This window comes from Gordonia sp. HS-NH1, assembly GCF_001418765.1.
In the GTDB taxonomy this organism is placed as follows: domain Bacteria; phylum Actinomycetota; class Actinomycetes; order Mycobacteriales; family Mycobacteriaceae; genus Gordonia.
On sequence record NZ_LIYC01000003.1, the window covers coordinates 220,442 to 247,339 of the forward strand.

Here is a 26,898-nt window from a genome sequence, read left to right on the forward strand (position 1 = left end):
TCAGGCCCTGCCGTCGCGGAGTCTGGTCGCCATCACCGCGACCTGGGTGCGTCGCTGCATGTCCAGCTTGCCCAGGATGCGGGACACGTAGTTCTTGATCGTCTTCTCCGCCAAGAACATCCGCTCGGCGATCTGCCGATTGGTCAGACCCTCGCCGATGAGGGCGAACACCTCGCGCTCCTGATGGGTCAGCTCGGCGAGCGGGTCCTTCTCGGTCTGCTTGCCGTCGCGCAGCTTGGCCAGCAGTGCGGCCGTGGACCGGTCGTCGAGCAGTGACCCACCCCGTCCGACGGTCCGGACCGCGGCGACCAGGTTGTGGCCCAGGATCTGCTTGAGGACGAATCCCGAGGCGCCGGCGAGGACCGCGGCGAGCAGCGCATCGTCGTCGGCGTAGCTCGTCAGCATCAGGCACTTGATCCCGGGTTCGGCGGCGCGCACGTCCCGGCACAGTTCGACGCCGTTGCCGTCGGGCAGCCGGACGTCGAGGACGGCGACGTCGGGTTTGGTCGCCAGGATGCCGACGAGGGCCTCGCCGACCGACGCGGCCTCGCCCACCACCTCGATGTCGTCCGCGGTCCCGAGTAGGTCGCGCAGGCCACGCCGGACGAGTTCGTGGTCGTCGACGAGGTAGGCACGAACCGGGGACGGGGTCGGACCGGTGGTGGGCGAATCCGTCGTGACAGGGGCCATGGGTCTGAAAGTACCGGATCCGGCGGGTCGCCAACTCGCGACGTCGGACCCCATGCAGGCGGGACTTTTGCCTCACGAGCACCACCCGCCCCGTCGCGCAGAGTGAAACGGTACGACCCCAGCCCCGACCAGGAGAGCACGTGACAACCCTCATCGGACCCCCCGACGCCGACCTCGGCAACCCCGGCATGACCGGCTCGGACCTGCTGCGCGAACTGCTGCCGGTGTGCGAGACCGAGGTCGAGCGCCATATAAAGATGACCCGGGACTGGCACCCCCACGACTACGTGCCCTGGGACGACGGCCGCAACTTCGCGGCACTGGGCGGACACGACTGGGAACCCTCGCAATCCCGGCTCTCCGAGGTCGCCAAGGCCGCGATGATCACCAACCTGCTCACCGAGGACAACCTGCCGTCCTACCACCGGGTGATCGCCGACAACTTCACCCTCGACGACGCCTGGGGCTGGTGGGTGGGCCGCTGGACCGCCGAGGAGAACCGCCACTCGATCGTCATGCGGGACTACCTGGTGGTGACCCGTGGCGTCGACCCGGTCGAGCTCGAAGAGATCCGCATGGCGCACATGACGTCCGGATTCAACCCGTTGCCCGACGACGACGGCCAGCGCGACCACAGCTTCGACATGCTGTTCGCGGTCGCCTACGTGAGTTTCCAGGAGCTCGCCACCCGGGTGTCGCACCGCAACACCGGAAAGGCGTGCGGCGACCCGATCGCCGACCGGATGCTGCAACGTGTCGCGGCCGACGAGAACCTGCACATGCTCTTCTACCGCAACATCGTCGCCGGCGCGCTCGACCTCGTCCCCGACCAGACCATGGCCGCCATCCACGCGATCGTGACCAACTTCCAGATGCCCGGCGCGACGATGCCGAACTTCCGGCGCAATGCCGTGCTGATCGCCAAGGGCGGTATCTACGATCTGCCGCAACACATGTCGGATGTCGTCATGCCGGTCCTGCGGAAGTGGCGCATCTTCGAACGCGACGACTTCGGGCCCATCGGTGAGTACTACCGCGAACTCCTCGCGGAGTTCCTGGAGCAGATGGATGTCAAGGTGCGCAAGTTCGAGGAGTCGCGCGAACGCGCCCTGGAACGGCAGCGCGCACGCGAGCAGCGGAGACGGTGACCGACGCCGCTGCAGATCAACCGACGCCGCTGTGGATCAGCGGTCCCGGTAGTGTCAGCTCCCATGTCCGAGCCTGACTCCGCCTCGTCGAATGTCCCGGGGCCCCCGCACGTTCCCGGGCCCGACGCCTTCCCCTCCGGAGAGGGGCACTACCTGGTCGGCCTCGACCTCCGCGGACGCAGGGTCGTCGTGGTGGGTGGTGGGTCCGTCGCCCAGCGACGTCTGCCCAACCTCGTGGCGGCGGGAGCCGACGTCCACGTCGTCGCACTCGACCCGACGCCCGCCGTCGAGTCGTTCCCCGGTATCAGCGTCACCCAGCGTCGCTACGTCGACGGGGATCTGGAGGGCGCCTGGTATGCGATGGCCTGCACCGACGACCCCGCCGTCAACGAGGCGGTGGTCGCCGAGGCCGAGCGCAGGCACACGTTCTGCGTGCGCGCCGACGACGCCCGACACGGCACCGCGGTCACGCCGGCGTCCGGCCGCCACCGCGACGTGCAGTTCGGGGTCCTCGCCGGTGGCGACCACAAGCTGTCGGCAGCGTTGCGCGCCGCGATCAGCCGCGCGCTGGCCGACGGTTCACTGAGCGTCGACGACGCCGCCCCGCATGCCGCGGGCGTGGCCCTCGTCGGTGGCGGACCGGGTGATCCCGACCTCATCACCGTCCGTGGTCAGCGGCTCCTCGCCGAGGCCGATGTGGTGGTCGCCGACCGGCTCGCGCCCCCCGAGCTGCTCGCCGAGCTCGGCCCGCAGGTCGAGATCATCGACGCCGCCAAGGTGCCGTACGGCCGTGCGATGAAGCAGGAGGCCATCAACGACGTCCTGGTCGAGAAGGCGAAGGCGGGCAAGTTCGTCGTCCGTCTCAAGGGGGGAGACCCCTATGTCTACGGGCGGGGCTTCGAAGAACTCCAGGCCTGCGTGGCCGCCGGTGTCCCGGTGACGGTGGTCCCGGGCATCAGCAGCTCGATCGCCGCGCCGGCATCCGCGGGGATCCCGGTCACGCACCGCGGGGTCACGCACGAGATCGTGATCGCCTCCGGTCACGTGCCACCCGGCCACCCCGACTCGCTGATCGACTGGTCGGCGATGGGCAAGCTGCGGGGCACCCTCGTCCTGATGATGGCCGTCGAACGCGTCGAGGTCTTCGCCCGGGCACTGCTCGACGGCGGCCGGCGACCCGACACCCCGGTCGCGATGATCGAGAACGGATCGCTGCCGACGCAGCGGCTGCTGCGCACCGACCTCGCCCACGCCGGCGAGGTCGCCGACGCCGAGGGACTGCGGCCGCCCGCGATCGTGGTCATCGGTGACGTGGCCGCGTTCACCGAGGGAGAGCCTGACGGAATCCGGGCCTGACCGGATCCGAGCCCGACCGAATCAATGGGGATTGGCATGTGCCTGCCATCGGCCGGTACGGTCGTTCTCTATGTCGACTCCCGGATCTGCGCACACCGGAACCGTGAACACTGGAACGGTGGATACCGCGCAGTTCCGTCCGGTCTTCGGTTTGCCGATCCTGGTGCTGTCCGGGATGCAGCTGCTCGTCGTGCTCGACGGCACCGTCGCCGCGCTCGCGCTGCCGAGCATCCGCGACGCCCTCTCGCTGTCGGAGTCGAGCGCCAACTGGGTGATCAGCAGCTACGTCCTGGCATTCGGCGGACTCATGCTCCTCGGCGGCCGGCTCGGCGACACCTTCGGCCGCAAGCGGATGTTCATCGTCGGTGTCGTCGCCTTCACGCTCACGTCGCTGCTCTGTGGCCTGGCCTGGAACGAGGCCAGCCTGCTCGCCGGGCGAGCCCTCCAGGGTGCGTCGGCGGCCATCGCGGCGCCGACCGCGATGGCCCTGGTCGCGACCACCTTCGCACCCGGTAAACCGCGCAGCCAGGCCTTCGCCGTCTACGCGGCCATGACCGGGGTGGGGTCGGTGGCGGGGCTGATCCTCGGCGGTGTGCTGACCGAGCTGTCGTGGCGACTGGTCTTCCTCATCAACGTGCCGATCGGGTTGATCGTCGTCGTCGGAGCATTTGTCGCGCTGCGGGAATCCCAGGGTGAACGACTGCCCCTCGACGTGCCCGGCGCGGTCCTCGGCACGCTCGGCTGCACCCTGCTCGTGCTCGCGGTGAACGAAGGACCCAACGGCTGGACGGCGCCGGTCGTGGTCGGCTCGTTCATCCTCGGCGGCCTCGCCCTGGCCGCGTTCATCGTGGTCGAACGCCGCGCCCGGAACCCGTTGCTGCCGTTCTCGCTCTTCGACAACAGCTCCCGCGTCGCGGCGCTGCTCGCGATCCTGCTGGCCAGCATGATCATGATGTGCATGGCGGTCTTCATCTCGCTGTATCTGCAGGGCATCCTGCAGTATTCGCCGATCCAGAGCGGGCTCGCCGTCGTGCCCTTCGCGTTCGGACTGGGCATCGCCGCGGCGATCGCGTCGAAGCTGGCGCTGATGATCCAGCCGCGATGGCTCGTCCTGGTCGGTGGCGCGGTGATCCTCATCGGCTGTCTGTACGCATCGTCGATCGCGACCGACTCGCCGGACTATTTCCCGAGCATCTTCATCCCGGTCGTCGTCATCGGCTTCGGTGTGGGTCTGGCGGTCATCCCGCTGACCCTGTCCGTGGTGGCCGGCGTGGGTACCACCGAGATCGGCCCGCTGACGGCACTGGCACAGGTCGCGCAGAACCTCGGCGGCGCCGTCGGCCTGGTCGTCGTCGGCGCGATGGTCACCTCCCGCGCGCTGTCGAAGGGTGGCACGACCGCGCCGGTGGAGACGATGAACCCCACACAGCTCGCGGCGCAGGCCGAGGGCTACGGTCTGGCCTTCGCCGCCTGCGCCGGGATCGCCGTCCTCGCCGCGATCGTCGTGCTGTTCATGCGGTTCACGCCCGAGCAGGTCGCCGAGGGGCAGGCCGCGCAGGAAGCCGCCGACGCAGGGGTCGACGCCGAGACGCGCACCCCGGGGCCCGACACCCAGCGATGAGTTGTCGGCGGGAGCACGGTCGGTCCCTTCATGGACGCCAAGAATCTCGCTGAGCTCTACGACATCGACACCCTCGACTGGCAGCCCGTCGCGGCGCGCCTGGCGGCCGGGGTGTCCCAGGCACCCGGCACCGGCGGCCCCGGCCGGCACACGTGGTGGATCGCCACGATCAACTCCGACGGCAGCCCGCACGTCACCGGCATCGGGGCGCTGTGGCATCAGGGGGCGCTGTGGCTCGAGACCGGTCCCACGACCCGGAAGGCGAACAACCTCGCCCGCGACCCGCGCTGCACCCTGTCGGTGGCCCTCGACGTGGCCGATCTCGTCGTCGAGGGTGATGCGCGACGGGTCACCGAGCCCGGCGTAGTCGCAGAACTCGCCGAGCTGTGGGCGAACGACGGGTGGCCGTGCCGCGTCGACGAGTCCGGTATCGCCCTGACCGCGGACTTCAGCGCGCCGTCGGCCGGGCCGCCGCCGTGGTGGGTCTACCGTGTGACGCCGCGTCGGGCGACCGTCCTGCAGACCGTGGAGCCCGGTGGCGCGACCCTGTTCGAGTTCGACGCGCAGTAGCGACGCACGTCCGGGGGCCGGGTCAGTCGGTCAGCACGACGATCCGGTCGGGCGCCTCGATCTCGACCCGCTGCCCGGCATCGGCGAGAACCGCGGCCACACCGTCGATGTCGCGCACGGTGCGTCGCGTACGGACCAGTTCACGAGCCATCAAGCCCTTGTAGTGCTTGTTGAAGTGGCTCACCACCTTGCGCGAGCCGTCCGGCTGTTCGGTCATGACGGTCGCCGTCACCGCACCCCGTACCGGCCCGAGCTGGTGGTAGACACCCGACCGCAGATCCACGACGAAGTCGTCGACGGCGTCGAGTGCGGGGGACAGATCCGGCTTCCACAGCGACGCCAGGGTCGGCAGGCCGGGCAGCTTGGAGCCGCCGGAGAGCCGGTATGCGGGGATCGGATCGGGTGCTCGTACCACGCCGAACAGCGCCGAACCGATCGCCAGCCGGTCGGCCGCCTTCGTCTTGCCCGCCCGGGTGAGCGACCGATGGTCGAGGGCGTCGTAGAGGACGCCGGTGTAGCGCTCGAGCGCCGGCCGGGTCGGGGACAGCCAGAGTTCGGCGTTGCGGTCGACCTCGTCGAGCTGGGTCGCGCCGAGCCCGAGCGCAGTACGACTGGCGTCGAGATCGGCGGCCAGCGCGACGAGGGCCTCGGCGAGCTGTTTGCGGATCGGGTTCAGCTCCGGGAAGGACAGCGTGTCGAGATCCAGGGGAGCCCCGCGGCCGCCGTCGGATTTCGTCTCTGAGGGAGGCAGGATGACGAGCACCGCAACACCATAACTAAGCTGGTTTGTCGTGATCACACGCATGTCGACCCTGTTCCTGCGGACCCTGCGCGACGACCCCGCCGACGCGGAGGTCCCCAGCCACAAGCTGCTGGTCAGAGCCGGCTACATCCGCCGAGTCGCGCCCGGTGTGTACTCGTGGCTGCCGCTCGGTCTACGCGTGCTGAAGGCGATCGAGAACGTCGTCCGCGAGGAGATGAACGCCATCGGCGGCCAGGAGATCCTGCTGCCCGCCCTGCTGCCCCGCGAGCCCTACGACACCACCAACCGCTGGACCGAATACGGCGACTCGCTCTTCCGCCTCAAGGACCGCAAGGGTGCCGACATGCTCCTCGGCCCGACCCATGAGGAACTGTTCGCGACGCTGGTCAAGGGCGAGTACTCGTCGTACAAGGACATGCCGGTCATCCTCTACCAGATCCAGACCAAATACCGCGACGAGGAACGGCCGCGCGCGGGCATCCTCCGCGGACGTGAGTTCGTGATGAAGGACGCCTACTCCTTCGACCTCGACGACGACGGACTCAAGACCGCCTACAACGCGCACCGTGAGGCGTATCAGAAGATCTTCGAGCGGTTGCGGATCGAGTACGTCATCGTCGCCGCGACCTCCGGCGCGATGGGTGGCAGCGCCTCCGAGGAGTTCCTGGCCGAGTCGGCGGTCGGCGAGGACACGTTCGTGCGATGCGTCGAATCCGGCTACGCCGCCAACGTCGAAGCGGTCATCACCCGCGCGCCCGACCCGCTGCCCTACGACGACCTGCCCGCGGCGGTCGTCCACGACACGCCCGGTACCCCGACGATCGACAGCCTGGTCGACTGGGCGAACGCGACGCTCGACGGTCAGTACACCGGCGCCGACACCCTCAAGAACGTGCTCGTGAAACTCCGTGTGCCGGGCGGTGACTGGGAGATCACCGGCATCGGTGTTCCGGGCGATCGCGAAGTCGACTTCAAGCGACTCGAGGCCTCCGTCGAGCCCGCCGAGGTCGAGTTGCTCACCGACGCCGACTTCGCCGCGAACCCGTTCCTGGTCAAGGGGTACATCGGTCCGAAGGCGCTGGCCGAGAACGGAATCCGTTACCTCGTGGATCCGCGCGTGGTCGACGGGACCTCGTGGATCACCGGCGCGGATCAGCCGGGCCGGCACTATGTCGGGCTCGTCGCGGGGCGCGACTTCACCCCTGACGGAACGGTCGAGGCGGCCGAGGTCCGGGACGGCGATCCGTCGCCGGACGGGGCCGGACCGCTGGTGAGCGCCAAGGGCATCGAGATCGGGCACATCTTCCAGCTCGGCCGGAAGTACACCGACGCCTTCGAGGTGGACGTCCTCGGCGAGAGCGGCAAGCCGGTGCGCCTCACGCAGGGTTCCTACGGTGTCGGGGTGTCGCGCCTGGTCGCGGTCATCGCCGAGCAGTCCCACGACGACAAAGGGCTGCGCTGGCCGAAGTCGGTGGCGCCGTTCGCCGTTCACCTCGTCATCGCCAACAAGGACGCCGCCGCCGTCGCGGGTGCCGAGCAGCTCGCCGCCGACCTCGACGCGGCCGGTCTCGAAGTACTCCTCGACGACCGGAAGGCGTCGCCCGGGGTGAAGTTCAAGGACGCCGAACTCCTCGGCATGCCGACCGTCGTGGTCGTCGGCCGCGGATATGCCAACGGCACCATCGAGATCCGGGACCGGTTCACCGGTGAGGCCACCGAGGTCGCCGTCGACGCCGCGGTCGACGCGGTGGTGGGGGCCGCCCGCGCCTGATCGATCAGGCGCACCTGTTCGTTCGGGTCTGCCCGGCTACCCGTTCGCGGGAGACCCCGGGAACGCCACCGTGACCGGGCTCTCCTGGAGGACCACCCGCCACCGGGCGGCGCGCACGGCGCTCTCCGAGAGCCCGTCGACGCCGATCCGGCGTGCGGTCTCGTCGTCGGCCTGCTCGAGCAGGGCGCGATAGGCCACCGTGCAGTCGATCTCGGCGCCGAGTGCCGCGCGGGCCGCGGTGGTCGGGTCGGTGACCTCGACGCCGAGTGTGTAGCCGGCGGCGGCCAGCGGTGGCGTGTTCCCCGCCGCCTCGATCGCCCGCTCGATCTCGTCGCGGCGGGCCCGGTGCGCGTCCGCGTAGTCGGCGACGGTGCGTCGGCGCGATGCGGCGACGAAGGCGGTGATGACGCCGTAGGTGAAGACGGCGGCGTTCTCCGCCTCGGCGGCGACGGCGAGCGGATCGTCGGGATCCGCTTGCTGCTCCGCGGAGTTCGGCGCCGGTGTGTTCAGTGGTGAGGTCATGCCAGTTGCACCTGTCGCATCGATGTGACCGCGGCGGCGACGGAACCCGTCAGCCCGGAGGCGTACCCGCCGGCGGAGAGCGCGACCGCGCGGGCCTGCCCGGCCGCGGCGTCGAGATCGGCGCGTAATCGCGCCAGTGACGGCGGGGCCGACGGGGCGCCCGCCGCCGAGGTCGAGGCGGTGGCCGAGGTGACCGGACGATCGAGGGTCGCGGCGACGTCCTGGTCGAGCCGGATGATCTCCTCGCGGAGTGCGCGTGCGTGCTGGGCGCGTTGGTCGGCCACGACCGAGAGAGCGGTCGCGTAGGCGGGCTCGACGGCGACCAGGGCGCGCGCGGTGCTCTCGTCGGCGTTCGCCGACCGCACCAGGGCCACGAGGGTTTCGGCGAGGAGTGTCTCCGCGGAGGGTGACGACTCGCAACCGGTCAGTCCGACGCCGGCCGCCCCGGCACCGACGACGGCGGCGCCCGCGAGGAGTCCGCCCCGCAACGCGGTGCGCCTGTCGATCGGGTGCCGCACGGTCCGTCGCTCGATCGGGGGCATGCTCACCCGGGACATCATGCCAGCAGTTCTCCGCCCGATCGATCCACTACGATGTTCGGAGCAACGTCGTGCGACACCCGGCACGGCCCGACAACTGAAGACGAGGGGAGTGGCATGCCGATCAGCCCGACGCACGTGAGCGAACTCGTCGAAAAGCTTGTCGCCGAACGGGGATTCGACCTCGAGGCCGTCACGGTGCGCACTCGCGACGGCCAGGAGGAACTGTCGATCGTGGTCGACCGCGACGGCGGTGGCGACCTCGACGTCCTCGCCGGGCTCAGCGCCGAGATCTCCGACCTCCTCGACGCCACTCCCGCATTCGCCGATCTCGCGTACGTGCTCGAGGTGACCTCGCGCGGCGTCGAGAGCCCGCTGACCCTGCCCCGGCACTGGCGCCGCAACACCGGTCGCCGGGTGGTCATCGAGATCGACGGGGACCCGTCATCGGAGGCGCGCACGGTCACCGGCCGCATCGGCAGGCTGCGCGACGATCCGGCACCGGCGGTCGAGGTGGTGGTGAACCACAAGGGGCGGATCGCGGTCGAGTCCGTCGACCTCGAGTCCGTGACCAAGGCCGTGGTGCAGGTGGACTTCTCCCAGCCGAGCGTCCGCGAATTGGAACTGTGCGGACTGGAACCGGACGAGATCGAGCTCCGCCGCGCGCCCGCCGCGGCGCGGCCGCTGAACACCACAAATGAACCCGACAAATGAACACGACAAGTGAATAGGAGACCGACGACATGAACATCGACATCGCCGCCCTGCGCATGATCGAGGCCGACAAGGGCATCTCGATCGAGACCGTCATCACCGCCATCGAGACCGCGTTGCTGACCGCCTACCGGCACACCGACGGATTCGCCCCGCACGCCCGCGTCGACGTCAACCGCAAGACCGGTGCCGTGCGTGTGATGGCGCAGGAGGTCGATCAGGACGGGAACGTCGTCCACGAGTGGGACGACACCCCCGAGGGGTTCGGCCGCATCGCGGCGACCACCGCGCGGCAGGTCATCCTCCAGCGTCTGCGCGACGCGGAGAACGAGAAGAACTTCGGCGACCTCGTCGCCCACGAGGGTGAGATCGTCGGCGGCGTCGTGCAGCAGGACTCGCGTGCCAACGCCCGCGGGATGGTCGTCGTCCAGATCGGCAGCGACGCCAACTCCACCGAGGGCATCATCCCGCCCGCCGAACAGGTGCCCGGCGAGGTCTACACCCACGGCGACCGGATCAAGTGCTACGTCGTCGGTGTCAGCCGCGGAGCACGCGGGCCGCAGATCACCCTGTCGCGGACCCACCCGAACCTGGTGCGCAAGCTGTTCTCGCTCGAGGTGCCCGAGATCGAGGACGGGAGTGTCGAGATCGTCGCCGTGGCGCGCGAGGCAGGCCACCGGTCGAAGATCGCCGTGCACACCGGGGTCTCCGGTCTCAACGCGAAGGGCGCCTGCATCGGGCCGATGGGCCAGCGCGTGCGCAACGTGATGAGCGAGCTCGCCGGCGAGAAGATCGACATCATCGACTTCGACTCCGACCCGGCGGCCTTCGTCGGGAATGCGCTGTCGCCCGCGAAGGTTGTGTCGGTGACGGTCGTCGACGCCGAGCTCAAGGCCGCACGGGTCGTCGTGCCGGATTACCAGCTCTCGCTGGCGATCGGCAAGGAGGGCCAGAACGCCCGGCTCGCCGCCCGGCTGACCGGGTGGCGGATCGACATCCGGTCCGACGCCGCGCCGGCCCCCGAGGCCGGGTCGGAATGACGCGCGCAGCGGCCGATTGTCCTCGGCCCGCCCGCTCGCGCTAGACTGATCGATGGTTCAGCGATCCGCCCCCAGGTCGCCGACCGGAGGCACACCCATCCGGATGTGCATCGGTTGTCGGCAGCGGGCAGAGGCCGACGAGTTGGTCCGTGTGGTCGCGCAGTTGCGCGGTGACACCCCGACAGTCGTGGTCGATCCCGCGAAGACCATGCCGGGGCGAGGCGCGTGGCTGCACGTGCGGGCGGAGTGCATCTCCACCGCGACGCGACGCCGGGCCTTCGCCACGGCACTCCGGACCCCCGGTCTGACCGTGGACCCGGACGATCTCACCGAACAGCTCGGCGCGATCACCCACCAGAGGAAGGCTCCCCGGAGCCGGAACAGGTAGCAGAAGACATGAGCACACCGTGAAGTCACGATGAGCATGTACCGGACATAAATCGAGGCCGTAGCGGGTGAGCCGCTTGGCCTCCAAGTGAGGAGAGCAGTGGCAGGCAAAGCCCGCGTGCACGAACTGGCCAAAGAGCTCGGCGTCACGAGCAAGCAGGTGCTCGAGCGTCTGAAGGAGCAAGGCGAGTTCGTCAAATCGGCGTCGTCGACGGTAGAGGCCCCCGTGGCCCGTCGACTGCGTGAATCGTTCCCCGGCAAGGACGGGGCGGCCAAGGACTCCAAGTCCGCGGCGCCCGGCCCGCGCCAGGGTGCCAAGCCCGGACCCAAGCCGTCCGGCGGCACCAACGCACCGAAGCCCGGTGCATCCGCAACCCCGGCGGCGCCAGCCGCCGATCGCCCGAGCCCCGGTCCCCGTACCAGCGGCCCGAAGCCGGGCGCCCCCAAGCCGGCTCCCGCACCGGTGGAGACCCCGGCACCGGCACCCGCCGCCCCCGCGGCGGAACGTCCCAGCCCGCAGCCCGCCCCGGCGGCACCCGCCCCGCAGGCCCCGGCCGCGTCGGCAGCACCCTCTGCCCCGGCGTCGACCCCGGGTCCGCGTCCCGGCCCGAAGCCGGGTCCGCGCACGCCGCGGGTGGGCAACAACCCGTATTCGTCGGCACCGGCTCCCGCGCCGCGACCGGCTGCCCGTCCCGGTCCGGGACAGGGTGGTCCGCGTCCCGGTGGTGGTCGTCCCGGCCCGTCCGGTCAGGGTGGTCCCCGTCCCGGTGGCGGTCGTCCCGCTCCCGGCCAGGGCGGTCCCCGTCCCAATCCCGGCAACATGCCCCCGCGTCCGAGTCCCGGCGCCATGCCGTCTCGCGCGGCCCGTCCTGACGCCCGACCGGGTGGTCGTGGCGGTGCCGGCGGAGGCCGTGGTGGCCCCGGCGGCGGCGGTGGCGGCTACCGCGGTGGCGGCGGCGGAACCGGCGCACCGGGAGGTCCTCCCGGTGGCGGCTTCCGGGGTCGTCCCGGCGGCGGTGGCGGTGGCGGCCGTGGACGCGGCGGCGCAGCAGGCGCCTTCGGTCGTCCTGGTGGCGCACCTCGTCGCGGTCGCAAGTCGAAGCGGGCGAAACGCGCCGAGTACGAGAACATGCAGGCGCCGGCCGTCGGTGGCGTCCGGCTGCCGCGCGGCAACGGTGAGGTCATCCGCCTCGCCCGCGGCGCGTCGCTCTCGGACTTCGCCGACAAGATCGACGCCAACCCGGCATCGCTGGTCCAGGCGCTGTTCAACCTCGGTGAGATGGTCACGGCGACCGAGTCGGTCAACGACGAGACGCTGGAGCTGCTCGGCTCGGAGATGAACTACCGCGTCCAGGTGGTCAGCCCCGAGGACGAGGACCGTGAGCTCCTCGACAGCTTCGACCTCACCTACGGCGAGGACGAGGGCGGCGAGGAAGACCTCGAACAGCGTCCCCCGGTGGTCACCGTCATGGGCCACGTCGATCACGGTAAGACCCGACTGCTCGACACGATCCGTAAGGCCAACGTCCGTGAGGGCGAGGCCGGCGGCATCACGCAGCACATCGGTGCCTACCAGGTGAACACCCACCTCAACGGTGAGGATCGCCTGATCACCTTCATCGACACCCCGGGTCACGAGGCGTTCACCGCCATGCGTGCCCGCGGTGCCAAGGCGACCGACATCGCGATCCTCGTGGTCGCCGCCGACGACGGCGTCATGCCGCAGACGGTGGAGGCGGTCAACCACGCCCAGGCGGCCGACGTGCCGATCGTGGTCGCGGTGAACAAGATCGACAAGGAAGGCGCCGATCCGCAGAAGATCCGCGGGCAGCTGACCGAATACGGTCTGATCCCCGAGGAGTACGGCGGCGACGCCATGTTCGTCGACATCTCGGCCAAGCAGGGCGAGAACATCGACGCGCTGCTCGAGGCCGTCCTGCTCACCGCGGACGCGTCACTCGATCTGCGTGCCAACCCGGACATGGACGCCCAGGGTGTCGCCATCGAGGCGCATCTCGACCGCGGCCGTGGCCCGGTGGCGACCGTGCTGGTCCAGCGCGGCACGCTGAAGGTCGGCGACTCGATCGTCGCCGGTGACGCCTACGGACGTGTTCGCCGCATGGTCGACGAACACGGCGAGGACGTCCCCGAGGCGCTGCCGTCGCGTCCGGTCCAGGTCATCGGTTTCACCTCGGTCCCCGGCGCAGGCGACAACCTGCTCGTGGTCGAGGAGGACCGGATCGCCCGGCAGATCGCCGACCGGCGCAACGCGCGCAAGCGCAACGCGCTGGCCGCACGCAGCCGCAAGCGGATCAGCCTGGAAGACCTGGATTCGGCGCTCAAGGAGACGAGCCAGCTCAACCTCATCCTCAAGGGTGACAACTCGGGTACGGTCGAGGCCCTCGAAGAGGCCTTGCTGAACATCGAGATGGGCGACGAAGTCTCGCTGCGCATCATCGACCGCGGTGTCGGTGGCGTCACCGAGACCAACGTCAACCTGGCGGCGGCCTCGGATGCGATCATCATCGGCTTCAACGTCCGTGCGGAGGGCAAGGCCACCGAGCTGGCCAACCGCGAGGGCGTCGACATCCGGTACTACTCGGTGATCTACCAGGCCATCGACGAGATCGAGAGCGCGCTCAAGGGCATGCTCAAGCCGATCTACGAAGAGGTGGAGCTCGGCCGCGCCGAGATCCGCGCGATCTTCAAGTCGTCGAAGGTCGGCAACATCGCCGGTTGTCTCGTGCAGTCGGGCGTCATGCGGCGTAACGCCAAGGCCCGCCTGCTGCGCGACAACGTCGTGGTCGCCGAGAACCTCACCGTGTCCTCGCTCAAGCGCGAGAAGGACGATGCCACCGAGGTTCGCGAAGGCTACGAATGTGGTCTCACGCTGACCTACTCGGACATCAAGGTGGACGACGTGATCGAGACCTACGAGCTGCGGGAGAAGCCGCGCGACTGATCGCGGCAGCGACCGAACTCGTACGACATCTCGACAGCTGTGGTGCGCGCCGACCGGATTCCGGTCGGCGCGCACGCAGCGCTATGGAAGGAGTCCTGGAATGGCTGATCCAGCACGGGCGCAGCGCATGGCGAAGCGGATCTCGACGATCGTCGCGTCGGCGATCGCGCACGAGATCAAGGATCCGCGCCTGACACATGTGACGGTCACCGACGCCCGGGTGACCAACGATCTCCACGACGCGACGATCTACTACACCGTGATGGGCGAATCCATCGACGCCGAACCGGATTACGAGGCTGCGGCCGCCGGTCTGGCGAAGGCGACCGGTGTGCTGCGGTCGAAGGTGGGCGCGGGCACCGGCGTGCGTTTCACGCCGACTCTGCGTTTCGTCCTCGACACGGTGCCCGATGCCGCGCGTCAGATGGAGGAGCTCGTCGCCCGAGCCCGCGCGAACGACGAACTCGTCGCCCGGCGTGCCGCCGAGGCGAAGCCGGCGGGGGACTCGGACCCGTACCGCTCGGCCGACGACGACGCCACCGGTATCGAAGAGTGAGCGGTTCGTCGAGCGCGGCGATCGCCGCGACGCTGGCCTCCGCGACCGCGGTGACCATCTGCTGTCACGTCCGCCCCGATGCGGACACGATCGGCAGCGGTCTGGCGCTGGCGCTGGCACTCGACCGCCGGGGCGTCGACGTCGAGGTCTCCTATCCGGGGGCAGAGCAGCTCCCGGCCTCGCTCGCCGGACTACCCGGCGGCAAGCTGTTGTGCTCGCCCGCGCAGGTCGTCGGGCACCCGCTGGTGGTGGCGGTCGACGCCGCCAATCTCGAGCGGCTCGACTCCCTCGGCTCGACGTTCACCGCGGCGCAGACCTCGATCGTGATCGACCACCATGCGTCGAACCCCGGTTTCGGGGACCTCGACCTGGTCGATCCGGCCGCCGACTGTACCGCCGTACTGGTGCTCGATGTCCTCGACGACATGGGCGTCGAGCTCGACGCCGACATCGCCACCTGCATATACGCCGGACTCAGCACCGACACCGGCTCGTTCCGGTGGGCCCGACCGGCGTCGTTCCGCGTCGCGGCCCGGTTGTTGGAGACCGGTGTCGACGCGCGCCGGTGGAGCCGCATCCTCTTCGATTCGCATCCGTTCGCGTGGTTCTCGATGATGTCGGGCGTCCTGGCGTCCGCACAGCTCGTGCCGGCCGCGTGCAACGGCGAGGGGCTCGTCTACGCCGTCGTCGACCAGCAGGCGCTGGCCGGGATGAGCTGGGAGGAGTCCGAGAGCGTCGTGGACACGATCCGGACCGCGCGCGAGGCCGAGGTGGCCGCGGTGTTCAAGGAAGGCGAGCCGGGCGTCTGGACGGTCTCGCTGCGATCCAAGGACAGCGTCGACCTCGTCCCGATTGCGCGGGCGCACGGTGGTGGCGGGCATCGTCAGGCCTCGGGCTACAGCGACACCGGTACCGCCGACGAAGTGGTCGCCAGGTTGCTGGAGTCGCTCTGAACCTCGCTCGGCAGCCCGACATCGGAGAGTCCGATTCCGCGGACGCTCCCGGGGTCGCGCGTATCGCCACCCTCACCGTCTCGGCGCTCGCGGTCCTCATCGCACCTCCGCTGTACCTTCTGCTCGACCTGGCGGTCGTGGGACGCCTGGGCGGCGAACAGCTGGCTGCTCTCGGTGTGGGCACCCTGGTGCTCTCGATCGTCAGTACCCAGCTGACCTTCCTGTCCTACGGCACCACCGCCCGCTCCGCGCGACGATTCGGTTCCGGTGATCGGTCCGGTGCGGTCGTCGAAGGCGTGCAGGCGAGCTGGATCGCGGTCGCGGTCGGCGTCCTGATCGTCGCCGTGGCGTATCCCTGCGCCCCGGTGGTGATGCGCCTGCTGGTCGGGACGTCGTCGCCGGAATCGGCCGCGGTCGCCGAGGATGCGGCGGGCTGGCTGCGGATCGCGATGTTCGGTGTCCCGCTGATCCTGCTGTCGATGGCGGGCAACGGGTGGATGCGGGGAGTGCAGGACACCCGCCGCCCGGTCGTCTACGTGGTGGTCGGCCTGTCGCTGGCCGCGGTGCTCGTCGTCGGACTGGTCCACGGCATCGGCCCGTTCCCGCGACTGGGACTGGACGGCAGCGCGGTGGCCAATGTGATCGGACAGGGCGTGACCGGGGTGTTGTTCGCCGTGCGGGTGGTCCGCGAGGCGCATACACGCGCCTTTGCGCCGGACTGGTCGATCATCCGCGCCCAGCTGGTCATGGCGCGCGATCTGGTGGTGCGCAGTCTGTCGTTCCAGGTCTGTTTCGTCTCGGCGGCCGCGGTCGCCGCGCGCTTCGGGGTCGCCCAGGTGGCTGCTCATCAGCTGGTGCTGCAGCTGTGGGAGTTCATGGCGTTGTTCCTCGACTCGCTGGCCATCGCCGCCCAGGCGCTGGTGGGGGCCGCGCTCGGTGCGGGCCGGCTCGGCGCCGCCGACTCCGTCGCCCGGCGTGTCACCGCGGTCTCGGTGGTCGCCGCCACCGCGATGGGTGCCGTCTTCGCGACCGGCGCGACGCTGATACCGCGCATCTTCACATCCGACGCCGCTGTCCTCGACGCCGTCGGTGTGCCGTGGTGGTTCTTCGTCGGCATGCTGCCGATCGCCGGGGTGGTCTTCGCGCTCGACGGCGTACTCCTCGGCAGCGGCGACGCCGCCTTCCTGCGCACGGCGACACTCACCGGCGCCCTGGTCGGCTTCCTGCCGTTGATCTGGTTGTCGCTGGTGTTCGACTGGGGTCTGGCGGGGACCTGGTCGGGTCTGGTGGTGTTCATGCTGGTCCGGCTGGCGACCGTGGTGTGGCGGATCCGCTCCGGCCGGTGGCGTCGGGCAGGTGCGGTCCGCGCCTGACCGCGGCCCTCTGGCACGATGGATCCTCGTGGCTACTCTGTGGGCGATCAGCGATCTGCACATCGCACATCGGGGCAACGAGCACATCATCGACAGCATCCGGCCGACCTCGCCGGACGACTGGCTCATCGTCGCCGGTGATGTCGCCGAACGCACCGACGACATCGTCGACACCCTGCGGCGTCTGCGGGCGCGGTTCGCCACCGTGGTGTGGGTGCCGGGCAATCACGAGCTGTACACGACGGCCAAGGACCCGCTGCAGGTGTTCGGGGTCGCGCGGTACGACTACCTCGTGCAGGCCTGCCGCGACGTCGGTGTCGTCACCCCGGAGGACATCTATCCGCTGTTCGATCCGGGCGACGGCTCCGATCCGGTCCGCGTCGTCCCGATGTTCCTGCTCTACGACTACACCTTTCGCCCGGAGGGCACGGCCAACAAGCTGACCGCGCTCGCGCTCGCCCGGGAACGCAATGTGGTGGCGACCGACGAGTTCCTACTGTCGCCGGAGCCGTTCCCCACCCGCGACGCCTGGGGACGGGCGAGGATCGAGATCACCCGGCGCCGGCTGCAGGCCATCGATCCGGCCGAGAAGACGATCCTCGTCAACCACTGGCCGCTGCGTCGTGAGCCGTGCGACGCGCTGTTCTACCCGGAGTTCGCGCTGTGGTGCGGCAGCGAACTCACGGCCGACTGGCACACCGAGTTCAACGCGGCCTGCTGTGTGTACGGGCACCTGCACATCCCGAGGACCACCTGGTACGACGGCATCCGGTTCGAGGAGGTGTCGGTCGGCTACCCACGTGAATGGAAGCGTCGCGGACTCCCGAACCCGCTGATGCGCAACATCGTCCCGGGGGACGGACTCGGTGCGGCGGATCTGCCCGAGCACGGGGTCCGGTTCGATCTGCCGCCGGACTATGCCGAACGGGCCGCCGAGTTCCGGCAGCGCGTCGAGCAGCGGCAGGCGGAGCGCCGATCGCGACAGGCCGATCGAGAGGCGCAACGGCAAGCACGAGAGGACAACCGATGATCGAGCAACTCATGCCGGCGGGCGTCGCCTCGGCGGAGGCGTTCGCCGACCCGCCGGGTCTGGTCCTGCTGCCCGCCGAACAGAGCCTGATCTCCCGAGCGGTGGAGAAACGCCGCCGCGAGTTCACCACCGTCCGGCACTGCGCCCGGCAGGCGCTGGGCGAGCTCGGCCACGAGCCGGTCCCGATCCTCAAGGGCGACAAGGGTGCACCCGTCTGGCCGGCCGGGATCGTGGGGAGCCTCACCCACTGCGACGGCTATCGTGCCGCGACCGTGGCGTACGCGCTGTCGGTGCGTTCTCTCGGTATCGACGCCGAGCCCCACGACAGCCTCCCCGACGGCGTGCTCGAGCACACCAGCCTGCCGGCCGAGCGGGAGGTCCTCGCGACGCGGTCGGGCGACCTGCACTGGGACCGGTTGCTGTTCTGTGCCAAGGAGGCCACCTACAAGGCATGGTTCCCGGTCGCCAAGCGCTGGCTGGGTTTCGAGGACGCCCACATCACCTTCGAGCAGTCCACCCCGACGTCGGGCACGTTCACCTCGAGGATCCTCATCGATCCGGCCGCTGCGGACGGCGGGCCGCCGCTGCTCGAGTTCTCCGGGCGCTGGCTGGTCGATCGCGGCATCATCACCACCACGATCGCGCTGACCTGACGTGGCCGACGCAACCATCGAGAACGCCGGCCTGCTCGTCGTCGACAAGCCCGCCGGGATGACCAGTCACGACGTCGTCTCGCGCTGCCGGAAGATCTTCAACACCCGCCGCGTCGGGCACGCGGGCACCCTGGACCCGATGGCGACCGGCGTATTGGTCGTCGGGATCGAGAGGGCGACAAAGCTTCTCGGTCTGTTGTCGCTGACGACGAAGTCCTACACCGCGACGATCCGGCTCGGTGCGTCCACGACGACCGACGACCGCGAGGGCGAGGTCATCTCCACCGCCGACGCGTCCGGACTCTCCGACGCCGAGATCGCCACGGGGGTGGCCGATCTCACCGGCGACATCGAGCAGGTCCCGGCGAAGGTCAGCGCGATCAAGGTCGACGGCCGTCGCGCGCACGCGCTGGTGCGCACGGGCACCGACTTCGACCTCGCGGCGCGTCCGGTCACCGTGTCCCGCTTCGAGGTGCTCGACACCCGGCGCGACGGGACCTTCGTCGATCTCGATGTGGTGGTGGACTGTTCGTCGGGCACCTACATCCGGTCACTGGCACGCGATCTGGGTGCCGCACTCGGCATCGGCGGGCACCTGACCGAACTCCGGCGGACCGCCGTCGGCCCGTTCACGCTCGACCACGCGCGCACGCTCGACGACGTGCGCGACGAGCCGCGTGTCAGCCTCGACATCGACGAGGCGGTCAAGATCTCGTTCCCGCGCCGGGACATCGACGACGACGAAGCCGAGTCGATCAGCCAGGGACGATGGCTGGAGCCGATCGGCCGGAAAGAGATCTATGTGGTCGTCGACCCGCGGGAACAGGCGATCGCGCTGATCCAGGAGAAGGGTCGCCGCGCGAGCTCGGTCATGGTGGTCCGGCCGGCGACCCTGCGCTGACGCCCGGGCGTCGGTCGGACGGTCAGGACCGCGGGACGACGAAGATGGCGCGCGCGGCGATGTCGCCGAGATCGATCGGATCGGCGTCGTCGAGCGACACCGAGATCGTCCCCGCGAAGGGACGTTTCTCGGCGACGGTCACCACGCAGTCGAGCGCGACGCCCACCTGGTCGAAGTAGCGCAGCATCTCGGGATCCGTGTCGGAGATCCGGGCGATGGCGCCGGACGCCCCGACCTCCAGGTCGGCGAGCAGCGCCGCATCCGGCGCGGGGATCGAGCCGTCCAGTGCCGGGATGGGGTCGCCGTGCGGATCCCGGTCGGGGAAGCCGAGTTTCGCGTCGAGCCGAGCCATGAGGCGGTCGGACACCGCGTGCTCGAGGATCTCCGCCTCGTCGTGCACCTCGTCCCACCGGTATCCGAGTTCGCGGACGAGAAAGGTCTCGAGCAGACGATGACGACGCACCATCAGGATGGCCGCGGACCGGCCCTCGTCGGTGAGTGTGACCGCGCCGTACGGTTCGTGCGAGACGAAGCCCTGGTCGGCGAGTTTGCGGATCGCCTCCGAGGCGGTGGATGCGGACACGCCGAGCGACTGGGCCAGCAGCTTGGTGGTGACCTTGACGTCTTCCCACTCCTGGCTGGTCCAGATCACTTTCAGATAGTCCTGGGTCACCTGTGACAGTTCTGTCACCGGACGATCCGATCCCCGAGGCATGACCAAGAGCTTAACCCCACCGCAAACGCGAGTGGCGGTGGTGGTTTGGAACACCGGGTGCCCGTACTCTGGTCGCGTGTTGCGATGGCGAGGTCTGGATGACATCCCCGCGGACTGGGGACGGTGCGTGGTCACCATCGGTGTCTTCGACGGTGTCCACCGGGGACACGCCGAGCTCATCAACGCCGCCACGACGGCGGCGAAGGAGCACGGGGTGCCGTCGGTGCTGATGACGTTCGACCCGCATCCGTCCGAGGTGGTCCGCCCGGGATCCCATCCGCCGCAACTGACGACGCTGACGCGACGGGCGGAGCTGGCCGAAGAGCTCGGCATCGACGTCTTCTGCGTCATGCCGTTCACGCCTGAACTCGCTGCCCGGTCGCCCAAGGACTTCGCCCACGACATCCTCGTGGAGACGCTGCACGCCGCCGTCGTGGTGGTCGGTGACAACTTCACGTTCGGTCGCAAGGCGGCCGGCGACGTGGCCAAGCTCGCCGAACTCGGTGGGAAATTCGGCTTCTCGGTGGAATCGGTGTCGCTGTTCGGTGAACATGCGGTGACCTTCTCCTCGACCTACATCCGTTCCTGTGTCGCGGCCGGTGACGTCGACCGCGCGACCGAGGCGCTCGGACGCCCGCATCGTGTCGAGGGAGTGGTGGTGCGCGGCGACGGCCGCGGCCGCGACCTGGGATACCCGACGGCCAACGTGGCGCCGCCGATGTACGCCGCGATCCCCGCCGACGGGGTCTACGCCGCGTGGTTCACGATCCTCGGCGCAGGCCCGGTGGTCGGCGAGGTCGAGCCGGGGGAGCGCTATCAGGCCGCGGTGTCGGTCGGTACCAACCCCACTTTCTCGGGCCGTACCCGCACCGTCGAGGCGTTCGTGCTGGACAAGAGCGCCGACCTCTACGGTCAGCACGTCGCCGTCGACTTCGTCCACCGCATCCGCGGGATGGAACAGTTCGACGGGGTGGACGACCTGATCACCGCGATGGGGGACGACGTCGTCAAGACCAGGGAGATCCTGGCCGCGGCGGAGAGCTGAGGGTACGCGGCCCACTCGCTGCGCTCCCGGCGCCGATTTGGGTCCGGCCCGTCACGCCGGGTAGCCTGGCCAGTCGGTGTTGCTGCAGTCCGCGGTGGCGCACCGTGGTTGTTTCGGACGCGGTACTGAGAAACAGGAGTATCTCCATGGCTTTGACTGTCGAGCAGAAGAAGGAAATCCTCGCCGAGTACGGTCTGCACGAGACCGACACCGGGTCGCCCGAGGCACAGGTCGCGATGCTGACCAAGCGCATCACCGACCTCACCGAGCACCTGAAGCAGCACAAGCACGATCACCACAGCCGTCGCGGCCTGCTGCTGCTGGTCGGCCGTCGTCGTCGTCTGCTCAAGTACGTCGCCAAGGTCGACATCAACCGCTACCGTTCGCTCATCGAGCGTCTCGGCCTGCGTCGCTGATTCCACGACTTCCACCGGCCGGCCCCCGAACGCGGGGCCGGCCGGTTTGTCGTATTGAGGTATCCACAGTCGGCGGTGATAGGCTGACAGACGGATCGTGCCGAAACTCGAGGCAGTGCGGAACGACCAGCCAGATCGGTCCTCGGTAGTGGCCGCCGGAACCCCTGCCCGGGCAACCCCCGGGCGTGCAGGATTCCGGCCGCTTCGATCGAAGGCCGTCTGAGCACTCATCCGGCGCAGACACGCTGCGCCATTCACCGTGCTGCCGCACATTCTCGGTGCGTTCTGGGTCGGTCCGATCCGCGCGTGCGCTCTCACGGACGTGTCCGCTCGATGCGGCATGTGAGTAGGTGCTGCGCACCTCCGCGATGACCACCCCCAACCGCACAAGCGGCCGATTTCGTGCCGCGTCAGACGGCCGCCACCGGCAGCCGCAACGAAGGGATTCCACCCCACATGACAGATGTGAACACCACCGAAGATTTCGCCGACGACTACGACGACGCGATCACCGAGGCGACCGCCGTCATCGACAACGGCAGCTTCGGCACCCGCACGATCCGGTTCGAGACCGGACGTCTCGCGCTGCAGGCCGCGGGTTCGGTCACCGCCTACCTCGACGACGAGAACATGCTGCTCTCGACCACCGCGGCGTCGAAGCACCCGAAGGAGCACTTCGACTTCTTCCCGCTCACCGTGGACGTCGAGGAGCGGATGTACGCCGCCGGACGCATCCCCGGATCGTTCTTCCGTCGCGAGGGACGTCCGTCGACCGACGCGATCCTGACCTGTCGTCTCATCGACCGCCCGCTGCGCCCGTCGTTCGTCGACGGCCTCCGCAACGAGATCCAGGTCGTCGTGACCGTCCTCTCGCTCAACCCGAACGACCTCTACGACGTCGTCGCGATCAACGCCGCGTCGGCCTCGACGCAGCTCGCCGGCCTCCCGTTCTCCGGCCCCGTCGGTGGCGTGCGTGTCGCGCTCATCCCGACCGAGGAGAACAAGGCCGGCCAGTGGGTCGCGTTCCCGACCGTCGAGCAACTCGAGGGCGCCGTGTTCGACATGGTCGTGGCCGGCCGCATCGTCTCGGGTTCGGGTGATTCGGCCGACGTCGCGATCATGATGGTCGAGGCCGAAGCCACCGACAACGTCATCGACCTCATCGCCGGTGGCGCCCAGGCGCCGACCGAGGCGATCGTGGCCGAGGGCCTCGAGGCCGCGAAGCCGTTCATCGCCCGCCTGTGCGAGGCGCAGAAGTCCCTGGCCGCCGCCGCGGCCAAGGAGACCGCCGAGTTCCCGCTGTACCCGCCGTACCAGTCGGATGTCTACGACGCCGTGGCCGCCGCTGCCACCGATCGCCTGTCGGAGATCCTGACCATCGCAGGCAAGCAGGAGCGCGACGACAAGACCGACGAGCTCAAGGCCGACATCCTCGGCCAGCTCGGCGAGCAGTTCGAGGGTCGTGAGAAGGAGATCGGCGGGGCCTACCGGTCGCTGACCAAGAAGCTCGTCCGCCAGCGCATCCTGACCGACCACTTCCGCATCGACGGTCGCGGCATCACCGACATCCGTGCGCTGTCGGCCGAGGTCGCGGTCATCCCGCGCGCGCACGGCAGTGCGCTGTTCGAGCGCGGCGAGACCCAGATCATGGGTGTCACCACCCTCGACATGGTCAAGATGGCGCAGCAGATCGACTCGCTCGGACCCGAGAAGTCCAAGCGGTACATGCACCACTACAACTTCCCGCCGTACTCGACCGGTGAGACCGGTCGCGTCGGCTCGCCCAAGCGTCGCGAGATCGGCCACGGCGCGCTCGCCGAGCGTGCGCTGGTGCCGGTGCTGCCGAGCGTCGAGGACTTCCCGTACGCGATCCGTCAGGTCTCCGAGGCGCTGAGCTCCAACGGCTCGACCTCGATGGGTTCGGTGTGCGCGTCGACCATGTCGCTGCTGAATGCCGGTGTGCCGCTGCGTGCTCCGGTCGCCGGCATCGCGATGGGCCTCGTGTCCGACACCGTCGACGGTGAAACCCGTTATGTCGCACTGACCGACATCCTCGGAGCCGAGGATGCCTTCGGCGACATGGACTTCAAGGTCGCGGGCACCAAGGACTTCGTGACCGCGCTGCAGCTCGACACCAAGCTCGACGGCATCCCCTCGCAGGTGCTCGCGGGTGCGCTCAGCCAGGCCAAGGACGCCCGGCTGACCATCCTCGACGTCATGGCCGAGGCCATCGACGAGCCGGACGAGATGAGCCAGTTCGCGCCGCGGATCACCACCATCAAGATCCCGATGGACAAGATCGGTGAGCTGATCGGCCCCAAGGGCAAGACGATCAACGGCATCACCGAGGAGACCGGCGCCAACGTCTCCATCGAGGACGACGGCACCGTGTTCGTCGGTGCCGCCGACGGTCTGTCCGCGCAGGCTGCGATCGACCGCATCAACGCGATCGCCAACCCGCAGCTGCCGAAGGTCGGGGAGCGTTTCCTCGGCACCGTCGTCAAGACCACCGCGTTCGGTGCGTTCGTGTCGCTGCTGCCGGGCCGCGACGGCCTGGTGCACATCTCGAAGCTCGGCAAGGGCAAGCGCATCAACAAGGTCGAGGACGTGGTCAACGTGGGCTCCAAGCTCCGCGTCGAGATCGCCGACATCGACGAGCGCGGCAAGATCAGCCTCGTCCCGGTCGACGACGCCGCCGACAAGGCGGAGGCACCGGCTGCCGAGGCAGCCACCGCAGACGCCTGATCTGACATCGAGTAGGTCCTGAAGGGGCCCGTCGTCCACGCGGACGGCGGGCCCCTTCGCCGTGTCGTGGCTCTACCGACGATCGGGTTCGTCGAACCAGATCTCGAACCCGTCGGTCCAGGCCGACCCGGAGCCGGCGATCTGCGCGTACAGCCCTTCGATGGTCTGGGCCGTCGAAATCGCCTGGTCGGGGTTCTGGGTACCGAAGTTGCCGCTCGAGGAGATCCCGACGAGGACATAGCGCCCGGCACGGGTCTCCTGGTACCAGGGCGAGCCGGAGTCTCCGCCCAATACCACCAGTTCGGCGTTGACGAGGCGGTGTTCGGGCGCCGCCTCCTGATGCAGCAGTGCGGTCACGGTGCCCACGGTGGTGCCGGTGCGCTCACCGGTCTTGGCCACCGGTTCGCCGACCTCGGGGTCGGCGGCGGTGACGAACACCGGGTCAACCTCCCAGTCGTCCTCGATCGCGATGACGGTGTACCCGCGGGGATCGGCGAGCGTGATCGACCCGTCCGGGGTGCCGCCGTCGTCCTTCCACTCCACGACTTCGCCGATGTGCTCGCCGGTGGTCGTGGTGACCTCGTCGCCGATCCCCTCCGCGCAGTGCCCGGCCGTGACGGCGAGACGGTCGCCGTCGGCGTTGGTTCCGAAGAATCCGATGGAGCACAGGCCGTCACCGATCAGGATGCCCTGACCGGCGGTGAGCGTGTCGGCGTATTGCGGGGTGACCGCGGCTGCGGGGGTGGCGGTGCCCAGCGCCGCGGCCAGGGCCAGCAGGGCGGTCGCGGCGGCCACGTGAGGCTTGATCATCGGGTGTCCTTTGCTCCGGAAGTGTGTCTGCTCCTTGGAGGGACGCCCGGGTCATGCGGTGTGCCTGCGGGACCCGGAATCATTCGACCGGCCGACGGGCCTCGTGATCGCGTGGCGCGCCTAGACTCTGCAGAGATGCCCGGTGAGGAGAAGCTGCAGCTGACGGTCGCGCGCCGTCGGGACGCCGGCGACGTCTCCGCCACGCGCGCCGTCGCCGAACTCCTGCGCACCGCACCGGTGATCGGTCGGGCCGACATGACCGTCCGTCAGGCGGCCGCGCTGATGACCGAACGCGGACAGGACTATGTGGTGATCCCGCTGCCGGGCCGACGCCACGGCGTGCTCACCGACGGCGTCATCCGGGCCGAGGTGGTCGCGGCCGGGCGTGGTGTGGACACCCCGGTGGGGGAGATCGTGACGGAACCGGCGTTCGTCGTCGACGCCGGGGCGGCATCGATGGACGTCCTGACCGAACTCGTCGATCGTGACCTCTCGATCGTCCCGGTCTGCGACGCCGCCGGCGACGTGGTGGGTGTCGTCGGGCCGGGGGACTTCGTCGCCGACCCGGCGGGTGCCGGTATCCCACTGCGCGAACAGATCCGCCGCTCGATCGACGTCGAGGAGCTGCAGGGACATGCGCGGCGGCTGCCGCAGTTCGCCGCCGATCTCGTGCGCCGCGACCGGCCGCCGTACGAGATCACGCGTGCGGCTTCCCTGATCGTCGACGCGGTCGTGAGCCGCGCGCTCGATCTCGTCCTGGTCGCCCATCCCGAGCTCGATCCATCGGCCTTCACCTGGTTGTCGCTGGGCAGCAATGCCCGCCGGGAACCGGTGCTGAGTTCCGACGTGGATTCGGCTGTGTCCTTCGACGATTCGGCCGCAGGCGAGATCGAGCGCTACCGAACGGCCTTCGGCGAGGTCGACGAGGTCGTGCGGAACGCGGGACTGCGGGTCGACGCCAACGGTGCCGTCGCGTCGAAGCCGCTGTTCGCGCGGACACACTCACAGTGGCAGGCGGCCGCGCGGGCCTGGATCGACGACCCGCTCGCCGGCAAGGGCATGATCTTCACGTCGCTGATGCTCGACGGCCGGCCGATCAGCGGGCGCGGCGCGGTGTCGGCCACGCCGGCGGTGGCGATGATCGCCGGTCTGCGACGCGACCCTCGGACGATGAATCTGCTACTGGCCGAGACCTTGTCGACGCGCGCCCGGCTGCGCTCGCGGCGGGATGTGCTGACCGGGCGCGGCAACATCGTCGACGTCAAGCAGCATGCGGTGACGCCGTTGGTCAACATCGCGCGGTGGGCCGCGGCCAGTGTCGGTTCGACCGACGTCGGCACCCGAGGCCGTCTGCGCGCCGCCGCCGGCAGTGAGTTGCTGCCCGACGAGCAGGCGTCGACGCTCATCGAGGTCTTCGATGTGTTGCAGCGCGTCCGGCTGAGATATCAGGTCGCCCAGTTCGACAACGGTGACCCGCCGGGGGACCGGTTCGATGTCCGGCAGTTGTCCCCGCTCGACCGCAGCCTCCTCGGGCAGGCCGTCCGTGAGATCGCCGGTGTGCAGCGTCGGATGGCGAACATGAGCCGCCTGCTTCCCGGATCCGAGAAGGTGACCTGAA

At 69.5% G+C, this 26,898-nt stretch carries 25 protein-coding genes; 19 read left to right on the forward strand and 6 right to left on the reverse strand.

Annotation, left to right across the window (positions count from 1 at the left end; translation table 11 throughout):
• The gene (locus tag AMD30_RS04420) at positions 1-690 is read right to left on the reverse strand and encodes a response regulator (protein ID WP_010841462.1); all 690 of its coding nucleotides are present in this window, start codon (positions 688-690) and stop codon (positions 1-3) included.
• 140 nt (positions 691-830) lie between these two features.
• Here AMD30_RS04420 and AMD30_RS04425 point away from each other — a divergent pair, with 140 nt between their 5' ends.
• The 4 genes from AMD30_RS04425 (at position 831) to AMD30_RS04440 (ending at position 5,385) form a co-directional block, all read left to right on the forward strand.
• Positions 831-1,838 (forward strand): acyl-ACP desaturase, encoded by a 1,008-nt coding sequence (locus tag AMD30_RS04425; RefSeq protein WP_055474806.1) that lies wholly within the window; start codon positions 831-833, stop codon positions 1,836-1,838.
• A 63-nt stretch (positions 1,839-1,901) separates the two neighbouring features.
• Positions 1,902-3,194 carry a uroporphyrinogen-III C-methyltransferase gene (cobA, locus tag AMD30_RS04430; RefSeq protein ID WP_231632640.1) on the forward strand — a complete coding sequence of 431 codons (1,293 nt, stop codon included), beginning with the start codon at positions 1,902-1,904 and terminating at the stop codon, positions 3,192-3,194.
• Between the two features lie 70 nt (positions 3,195-3,264).
• The gene (locus AMD30_RS04435; protein WP_055474807.1) at positions 3,265-4,815 is read left to right on the forward strand and encodes a DHA2 family efflux MFS transporter permease subunit; all 1,551 of its coding nucleotides are present in this window, start codon (positions 3,265-3,267) and stop codon (positions 4,813-4,815) included.
• 30 nt (positions 4,816-4,845) lie between these two features.
• Positions 4,846-5,385, forward strand: coding sequence for a pyridoxamine 5'-phosphate oxidase family protein (locus AMD30_RS04440; protein ID WP_010841458.1), 540 nt, complete (start codon positions 4,846-4,848; stop codon positions 5,383-5,385).
• Between the two features lie 22 nt (positions 5,386-5,407).
• Here AMD30_RS04440 and yaaA read toward each other — a convergent pair whose 3' ends face one another.
• Positions 5,408-6,190, reverse strand: a complete 783-nt coding sequence (gene yaaA / locus AMD30_RS04445; RefSeq protein WP_014926502.1) for a peroxide stress protein YaaA — start codon at positions 6,188-6,190, stop codon at positions 5,408-5,410.
• Between yaaA and AMD30_RS04450 the strand changes: the two genes are divergently transcribed.
• The gene (locus tag AMD30_RS04450; RefSeq protein ID WP_055474831.1) at positions 6,189-7,919 is read left to right on the forward strand and encodes a proline--tRNA ligase; all 1,731 of its coding nucleotides are present in this window, start codon (positions 6,189-6,191) and stop codon (positions 7,917-7,919) included. The two genes, yaaA and AMD30_RS04450, sit on opposite strands and share 2 nt — an antisense overlap.
• A 36-nt stretch (positions 7,920-7,955) precedes the next feature.
• Here AMD30_RS04450 and AMD30_RS04455 read toward each other — a convergent pair whose 3' ends face one another.
• Positions 7,956-8,441, reverse strand: a complete 486-nt coding sequence (locus tag AMD30_RS04455; RefSeq protein WP_055474808.1) for a ferritin-like domain-containing protein — start codon at positions 8,439-8,441, stop codon at positions 7,956-7,958.
• The gene (locus tag AMD30_RS04460; protein WP_055474809.1) at positions 8,438-9,001 is read right to left on the reverse strand and encodes a hypothetical protein; all 564 of its coding nucleotides are present in this window, start codon (positions 8,999-9,001) and stop codon (positions 8,438-8,440) included. Before AMD30_RS04460 ends, AMD30_RS04455 begins: the two co-directional genes overlap by 4 nt.
• Before the next feature lie 96 nt (positions 9,002-9,097).
• On the opposite strand from AMD30_RS04460, the gene rimP reads away from it, so the two are divergent.
• The 10 genes from rimP (at position 9,098) to truB (ending at position 19,549) form a co-directional block, all read left to right on the forward strand.
• Positions 9,098-9,694, forward strand: a complete 597-nt coding sequence (rimP, locus tag AMD30_RS04465) for a ribosome maturation factor RimP (RefSeq protein WP_055474810.1) — start codon at positions 9,098-9,100, stop codon at positions 9,692-9,694.
• A 29-nt stretch (positions 9,695-9,723) separates the two neighbouring features.
• The gene (gene nusA / locus AMD30_RS04470; protein ID WP_010841452.1) at positions 9,724-10,734 is read left to right on the forward strand and encodes a transcription termination factor NusA; all 1,011 of its coding nucleotides are present in this window, start codon (positions 9,724-9,726) and stop codon (positions 10,732-10,734) included.
• A gap of 103 nt (positions 10,735-10,837) precedes the next feature.
• The gene (locus AMD30_RS04475; protein ID WP_083888958.1) at positions 10,838-11,122 is read left to right on the forward strand and encodes a YlxR family protein; all 285 of its coding nucleotides are present in this window, start codon (positions 10,838-10,840) and stop codon (positions 11,120-11,122) included.
• A gap of 99 nt (positions 11,123-11,221) precedes the next feature.
• Entirely contained in the window at positions 11,222-14,083 is a 2,862-nt protein-coding gene (infB, locus tag AMD30_RS24440) for a translation initiation factor IF-2 (RefSeq protein ID WP_084817193.1), read from the forward strand.
• A gap of 100 nt (positions 14,084-14,183) precedes the next feature.
• The gene (gene rbfA, locus AMD30_RS04485; RefSeq protein WP_010841449.1) at positions 14,184-14,639 is read left to right on the forward strand and encodes a 30S ribosome-binding factor RbfA; all 456 of its coding nucleotides are present in this window, start codon (positions 14,184-14,186) and stop codon (positions 14,637-14,639) included.
• On the forward strand, positions 14,636-15,592 hold the full coding sequence (locus tag AMD30_RS04490; protein ID WP_010841448.1) for a DHH family phosphoesterase: 957 nt from the start codon (positions 14,636-14,638) through the stop codon (positions 15,590-15,592). Before rbfA ends, AMD30_RS04490 begins: the two co-directional genes overlap by 4 nt.
• A 20-nt stretch (positions 15,593-15,612) precedes the next feature.
• Positions 15,613-16,965 carry an MATE family efflux transporter gene (locus AMD30_RS04495; protein ID WP_197282740.1) on the forward strand — a complete coding sequence of 451 codons (1,353 nt, stop codon included), beginning with the start codon at positions 15,613-15,615 and terminating at the stop codon, positions 16,963-16,965.
• A 28-nt stretch (positions 16,966-16,993) separates the two neighbouring features.
• On the forward strand, positions 16,994-17,995 hold the full coding sequence (locus AMD30_RS04500; protein WP_193363242.1) for a metallophosphoesterase family protein: 1,002 nt from the start codon (positions 16,994-16,996) through the stop codon (positions 17,993-17,995).
• Positions 17,992-18,648, forward strand: a complete 657-nt coding sequence (locus AMD30_RS04505; RefSeq protein ID WP_055474812.1) for a 4'-phosphopantetheinyl transferase family protein — start codon at positions 17,992-17,994, stop codon at positions 18,646-18,648. Before AMD30_RS04500 ends, AMD30_RS04505 begins: the two co-directional genes overlap by 4 nt.
• A 1-nt stretch (position 18,649) precedes the next feature.
• Complete coding sequence (gene truB / locus AMD30_RS04510) at positions 18,650-19,549, forward strand: tRNA pseudouridine(55) synthase TruB (RefSeq protein WP_055474813.1); 900 nt, start codon at positions 18,650-18,652, stop codon at positions 19,547-19,549.
• Positions 19,550-19,571: 22 nt separating this feature from the next.
• On the opposite strand, the gene AMD30_RS04515 is transcribed toward truB, so the two are convergent.
• Positions 19,572-20,240, reverse strand: coding sequence for a metal-dependent transcriptional regulator (locus tag AMD30_RS04515; RefSeq protein ID WP_010841443.1), 669 nt, complete (start codon positions 20,238-20,240; stop codon positions 19,572-19,574).
• 100 nt (positions 20,241-20,340) lie between these two features.
• On the opposite strand from AMD30_RS04515, the gene AMD30_RS04520 reads away from it, so the two are divergent.
• The 3 genes from AMD30_RS04520 (at position 20,341) to AMD30_RS04530 (ending at position 24,470) form a co-directional block, all read left to right on the forward strand.
• Positions 20,341-21,309, forward strand: coding sequence for a bifunctional riboflavin kinase/FAD synthetase (locus AMD30_RS04520; protein WP_081637174.1), 969 nt, complete (start codon positions 20,341-20,343; stop codon positions 21,307-21,309).
• A gap of 146 nt (positions 21,310-21,455) precedes the next feature.
• Complete coding sequence (gene rpsO / locus AMD30_RS04525; RefSeq protein ID WP_004021887.1) at positions 21,456-21,725, forward strand: 30S ribosomal protein S15; 270 nt, start codon at positions 21,456-21,458, stop codon at positions 21,723-21,725.
• Positions 21,726-22,181: 456 nt separating this feature from the next.
• The gene (locus tag AMD30_RS04530; RefSeq protein ID WP_055474814.1) at positions 22,182-24,470 is read left to right on the forward strand and encodes a polyribonucleotide nucleotidyltransferase; all 2,289 of its coding nucleotides are present in this window, start codon (positions 22,182-22,184) and stop codon (positions 24,468-24,470) included.
• 72 nt (positions 24,471-24,542) lie between these two features.
• Here the strand turns inward: AMD30_RS04530 and AMD30_RS04535 are convergent, their stop codons facing one another.
• On the reverse strand, positions 24,543-25,280 hold the full coding sequence (locus AMD30_RS04535; protein WP_055474815.1) for a hypothetical protein: 738 nt from the start codon (positions 25,278-25,280) through the stop codon (positions 24,543-24,545).
• Between the two features lie 135 nt (positions 25,281-25,415).
• Here AMD30_RS04535 and AMD30_RS04540 point away from each other — a divergent pair, with 135 nt between their 5' ends.
• Complete coding sequence (locus AMD30_RS04540; RefSeq protein ID WP_055474816.1) at positions 25,416-26,897, forward strand: putative nucleotidyltransferase substrate binding domain-containing protein; 1,482 nt, start codon at positions 25,416-25,418, stop codon at positions 26,895-26,897.
• Position 26,898 lies beyond the last annotated feature (1 nt).

What these genes read in the sequence shown, in the direction of transcription:
- AMD30_RS04420 (WP_010841462.1), bottom strand. Translation starts at nt 690, where the DNA reads ATGGCCCCTGTCACGACGGATTCGCCCACCACCGGTCCGACCCCGTCC.
- cobA (WP_231632640.1), top strand. Translation starts at nt 1,902, where the DNA reads ATGTCCGAGCCTGACTCCGCCTCGTCGAATGTCCCGGGGCCCCCGCAC.
- AMD30_RS04435 (WP_055474807.1), top strand. Translation starts at nt 3,265, where the DNA reads ATGTCGACTCCCGGATCTGCGCACACCGGAACCGTGAACACTGGAACG.
- AMD30_RS04440 (WP_010841458.1), top strand. Translation starts at nt 4,846, where the DNA reads ATGGACGCCAAGAATCTCGCTGAGCTCTACGACATCGACACCCTCGAC.
- AMD30_RS04450 (WP_055474831.1), top strand. Translation starts at nt 6,189, where the DNA reads ATGTCGACCCTGTTCCTGCGGACCCTGCGCGACGACCCCGCCGACGCG.
- yaaA (WP_014926502.1), bottom strand. Translation starts at nt 6,190, where the DNA reads ATGCGTGTGATCACGACAAACCAGCTTAGTTATGGTGTTGCGGTGCTC.
- AMD30_RS04455 (WP_055474808.1), bottom strand. Translation starts at nt 8,441, where the DNA reads ATGACCTCACCACTGAACACACCGGCGCCGAACTCCGCGGAGCAGCAA.
- AMD30_RS04460 (WP_055474809.1), bottom strand. Translation starts at nt 9,001, where the DNA reads ATGATGTCCCGGGTGAGCATGCCCCCGATCGAGCGACGGACCGTGCGG.
- rimP (WP_055474810.1), top strand. Translation starts at nt 9,098, where the DNA reads ATGCCGATCAGCCCGACGCACGTGAGCGAACTCGTCGAAAAGCTTGTC.
- nusA (WP_010841452.1), top strand. Translation starts at nt 9,724, where the DNA reads ATGAACATCGACATCGCCGCCCTGCGCATGATCGAGGCCGACAAGGGC.
- AMD30_RS04475 (WP_083888958.1), top strand. Translation starts at nt 10,838, where the DNA reads ATGTGCATCGGTTGTCGGCAGCGGGCAGAGGCCGACGAGTTGGTCCGT.
- rbfA (WP_010841449.1), top strand. Translation starts at nt 14,184, where the DNA reads ATGGCTGATCCAGCACGGGCGCAGCGCATGGCGAAGCGGATCTCGACG.
- AMD30_RS04505 (WP_055474812.1), top strand. Translation starts at nt 17,992, where the DNA reads ATGATCGAGCAACTCATGCCGGCGGGCGTCGCCTCGGCGGAGGCGTTC.
- rpsO (WP_004021887.1), top strand. Translation starts at nt 21,456, where the DNA reads ATGGCTTTGACTGTCGAGCAGAAGAAGGAAATCCTCGCCGAGTACGGT.
- AMD30_RS04530 (WP_055474814.1), top strand. Translation starts at nt 22,182, where the DNA reads ATGACAGATGTGAACACCACCGAAGATTTCGCCGACGACTACGACGAC.
- AMD30_RS04535 (WP_055474815.1), bottom strand. Translation starts at nt 25,280, where the DNA reads ATGATCAAGCCTCACGTGGCCGCCGCGACCGCCCTGCTGGCCCTGGCC.
- AMD30_RS04540 (WP_055474816.1), top strand. Translation starts at nt 25,416, where the DNA reads ATGCCCGGTGAGGAGAAGCTGCAGCTGACGGTCGCGCGCCGTCGGGAC.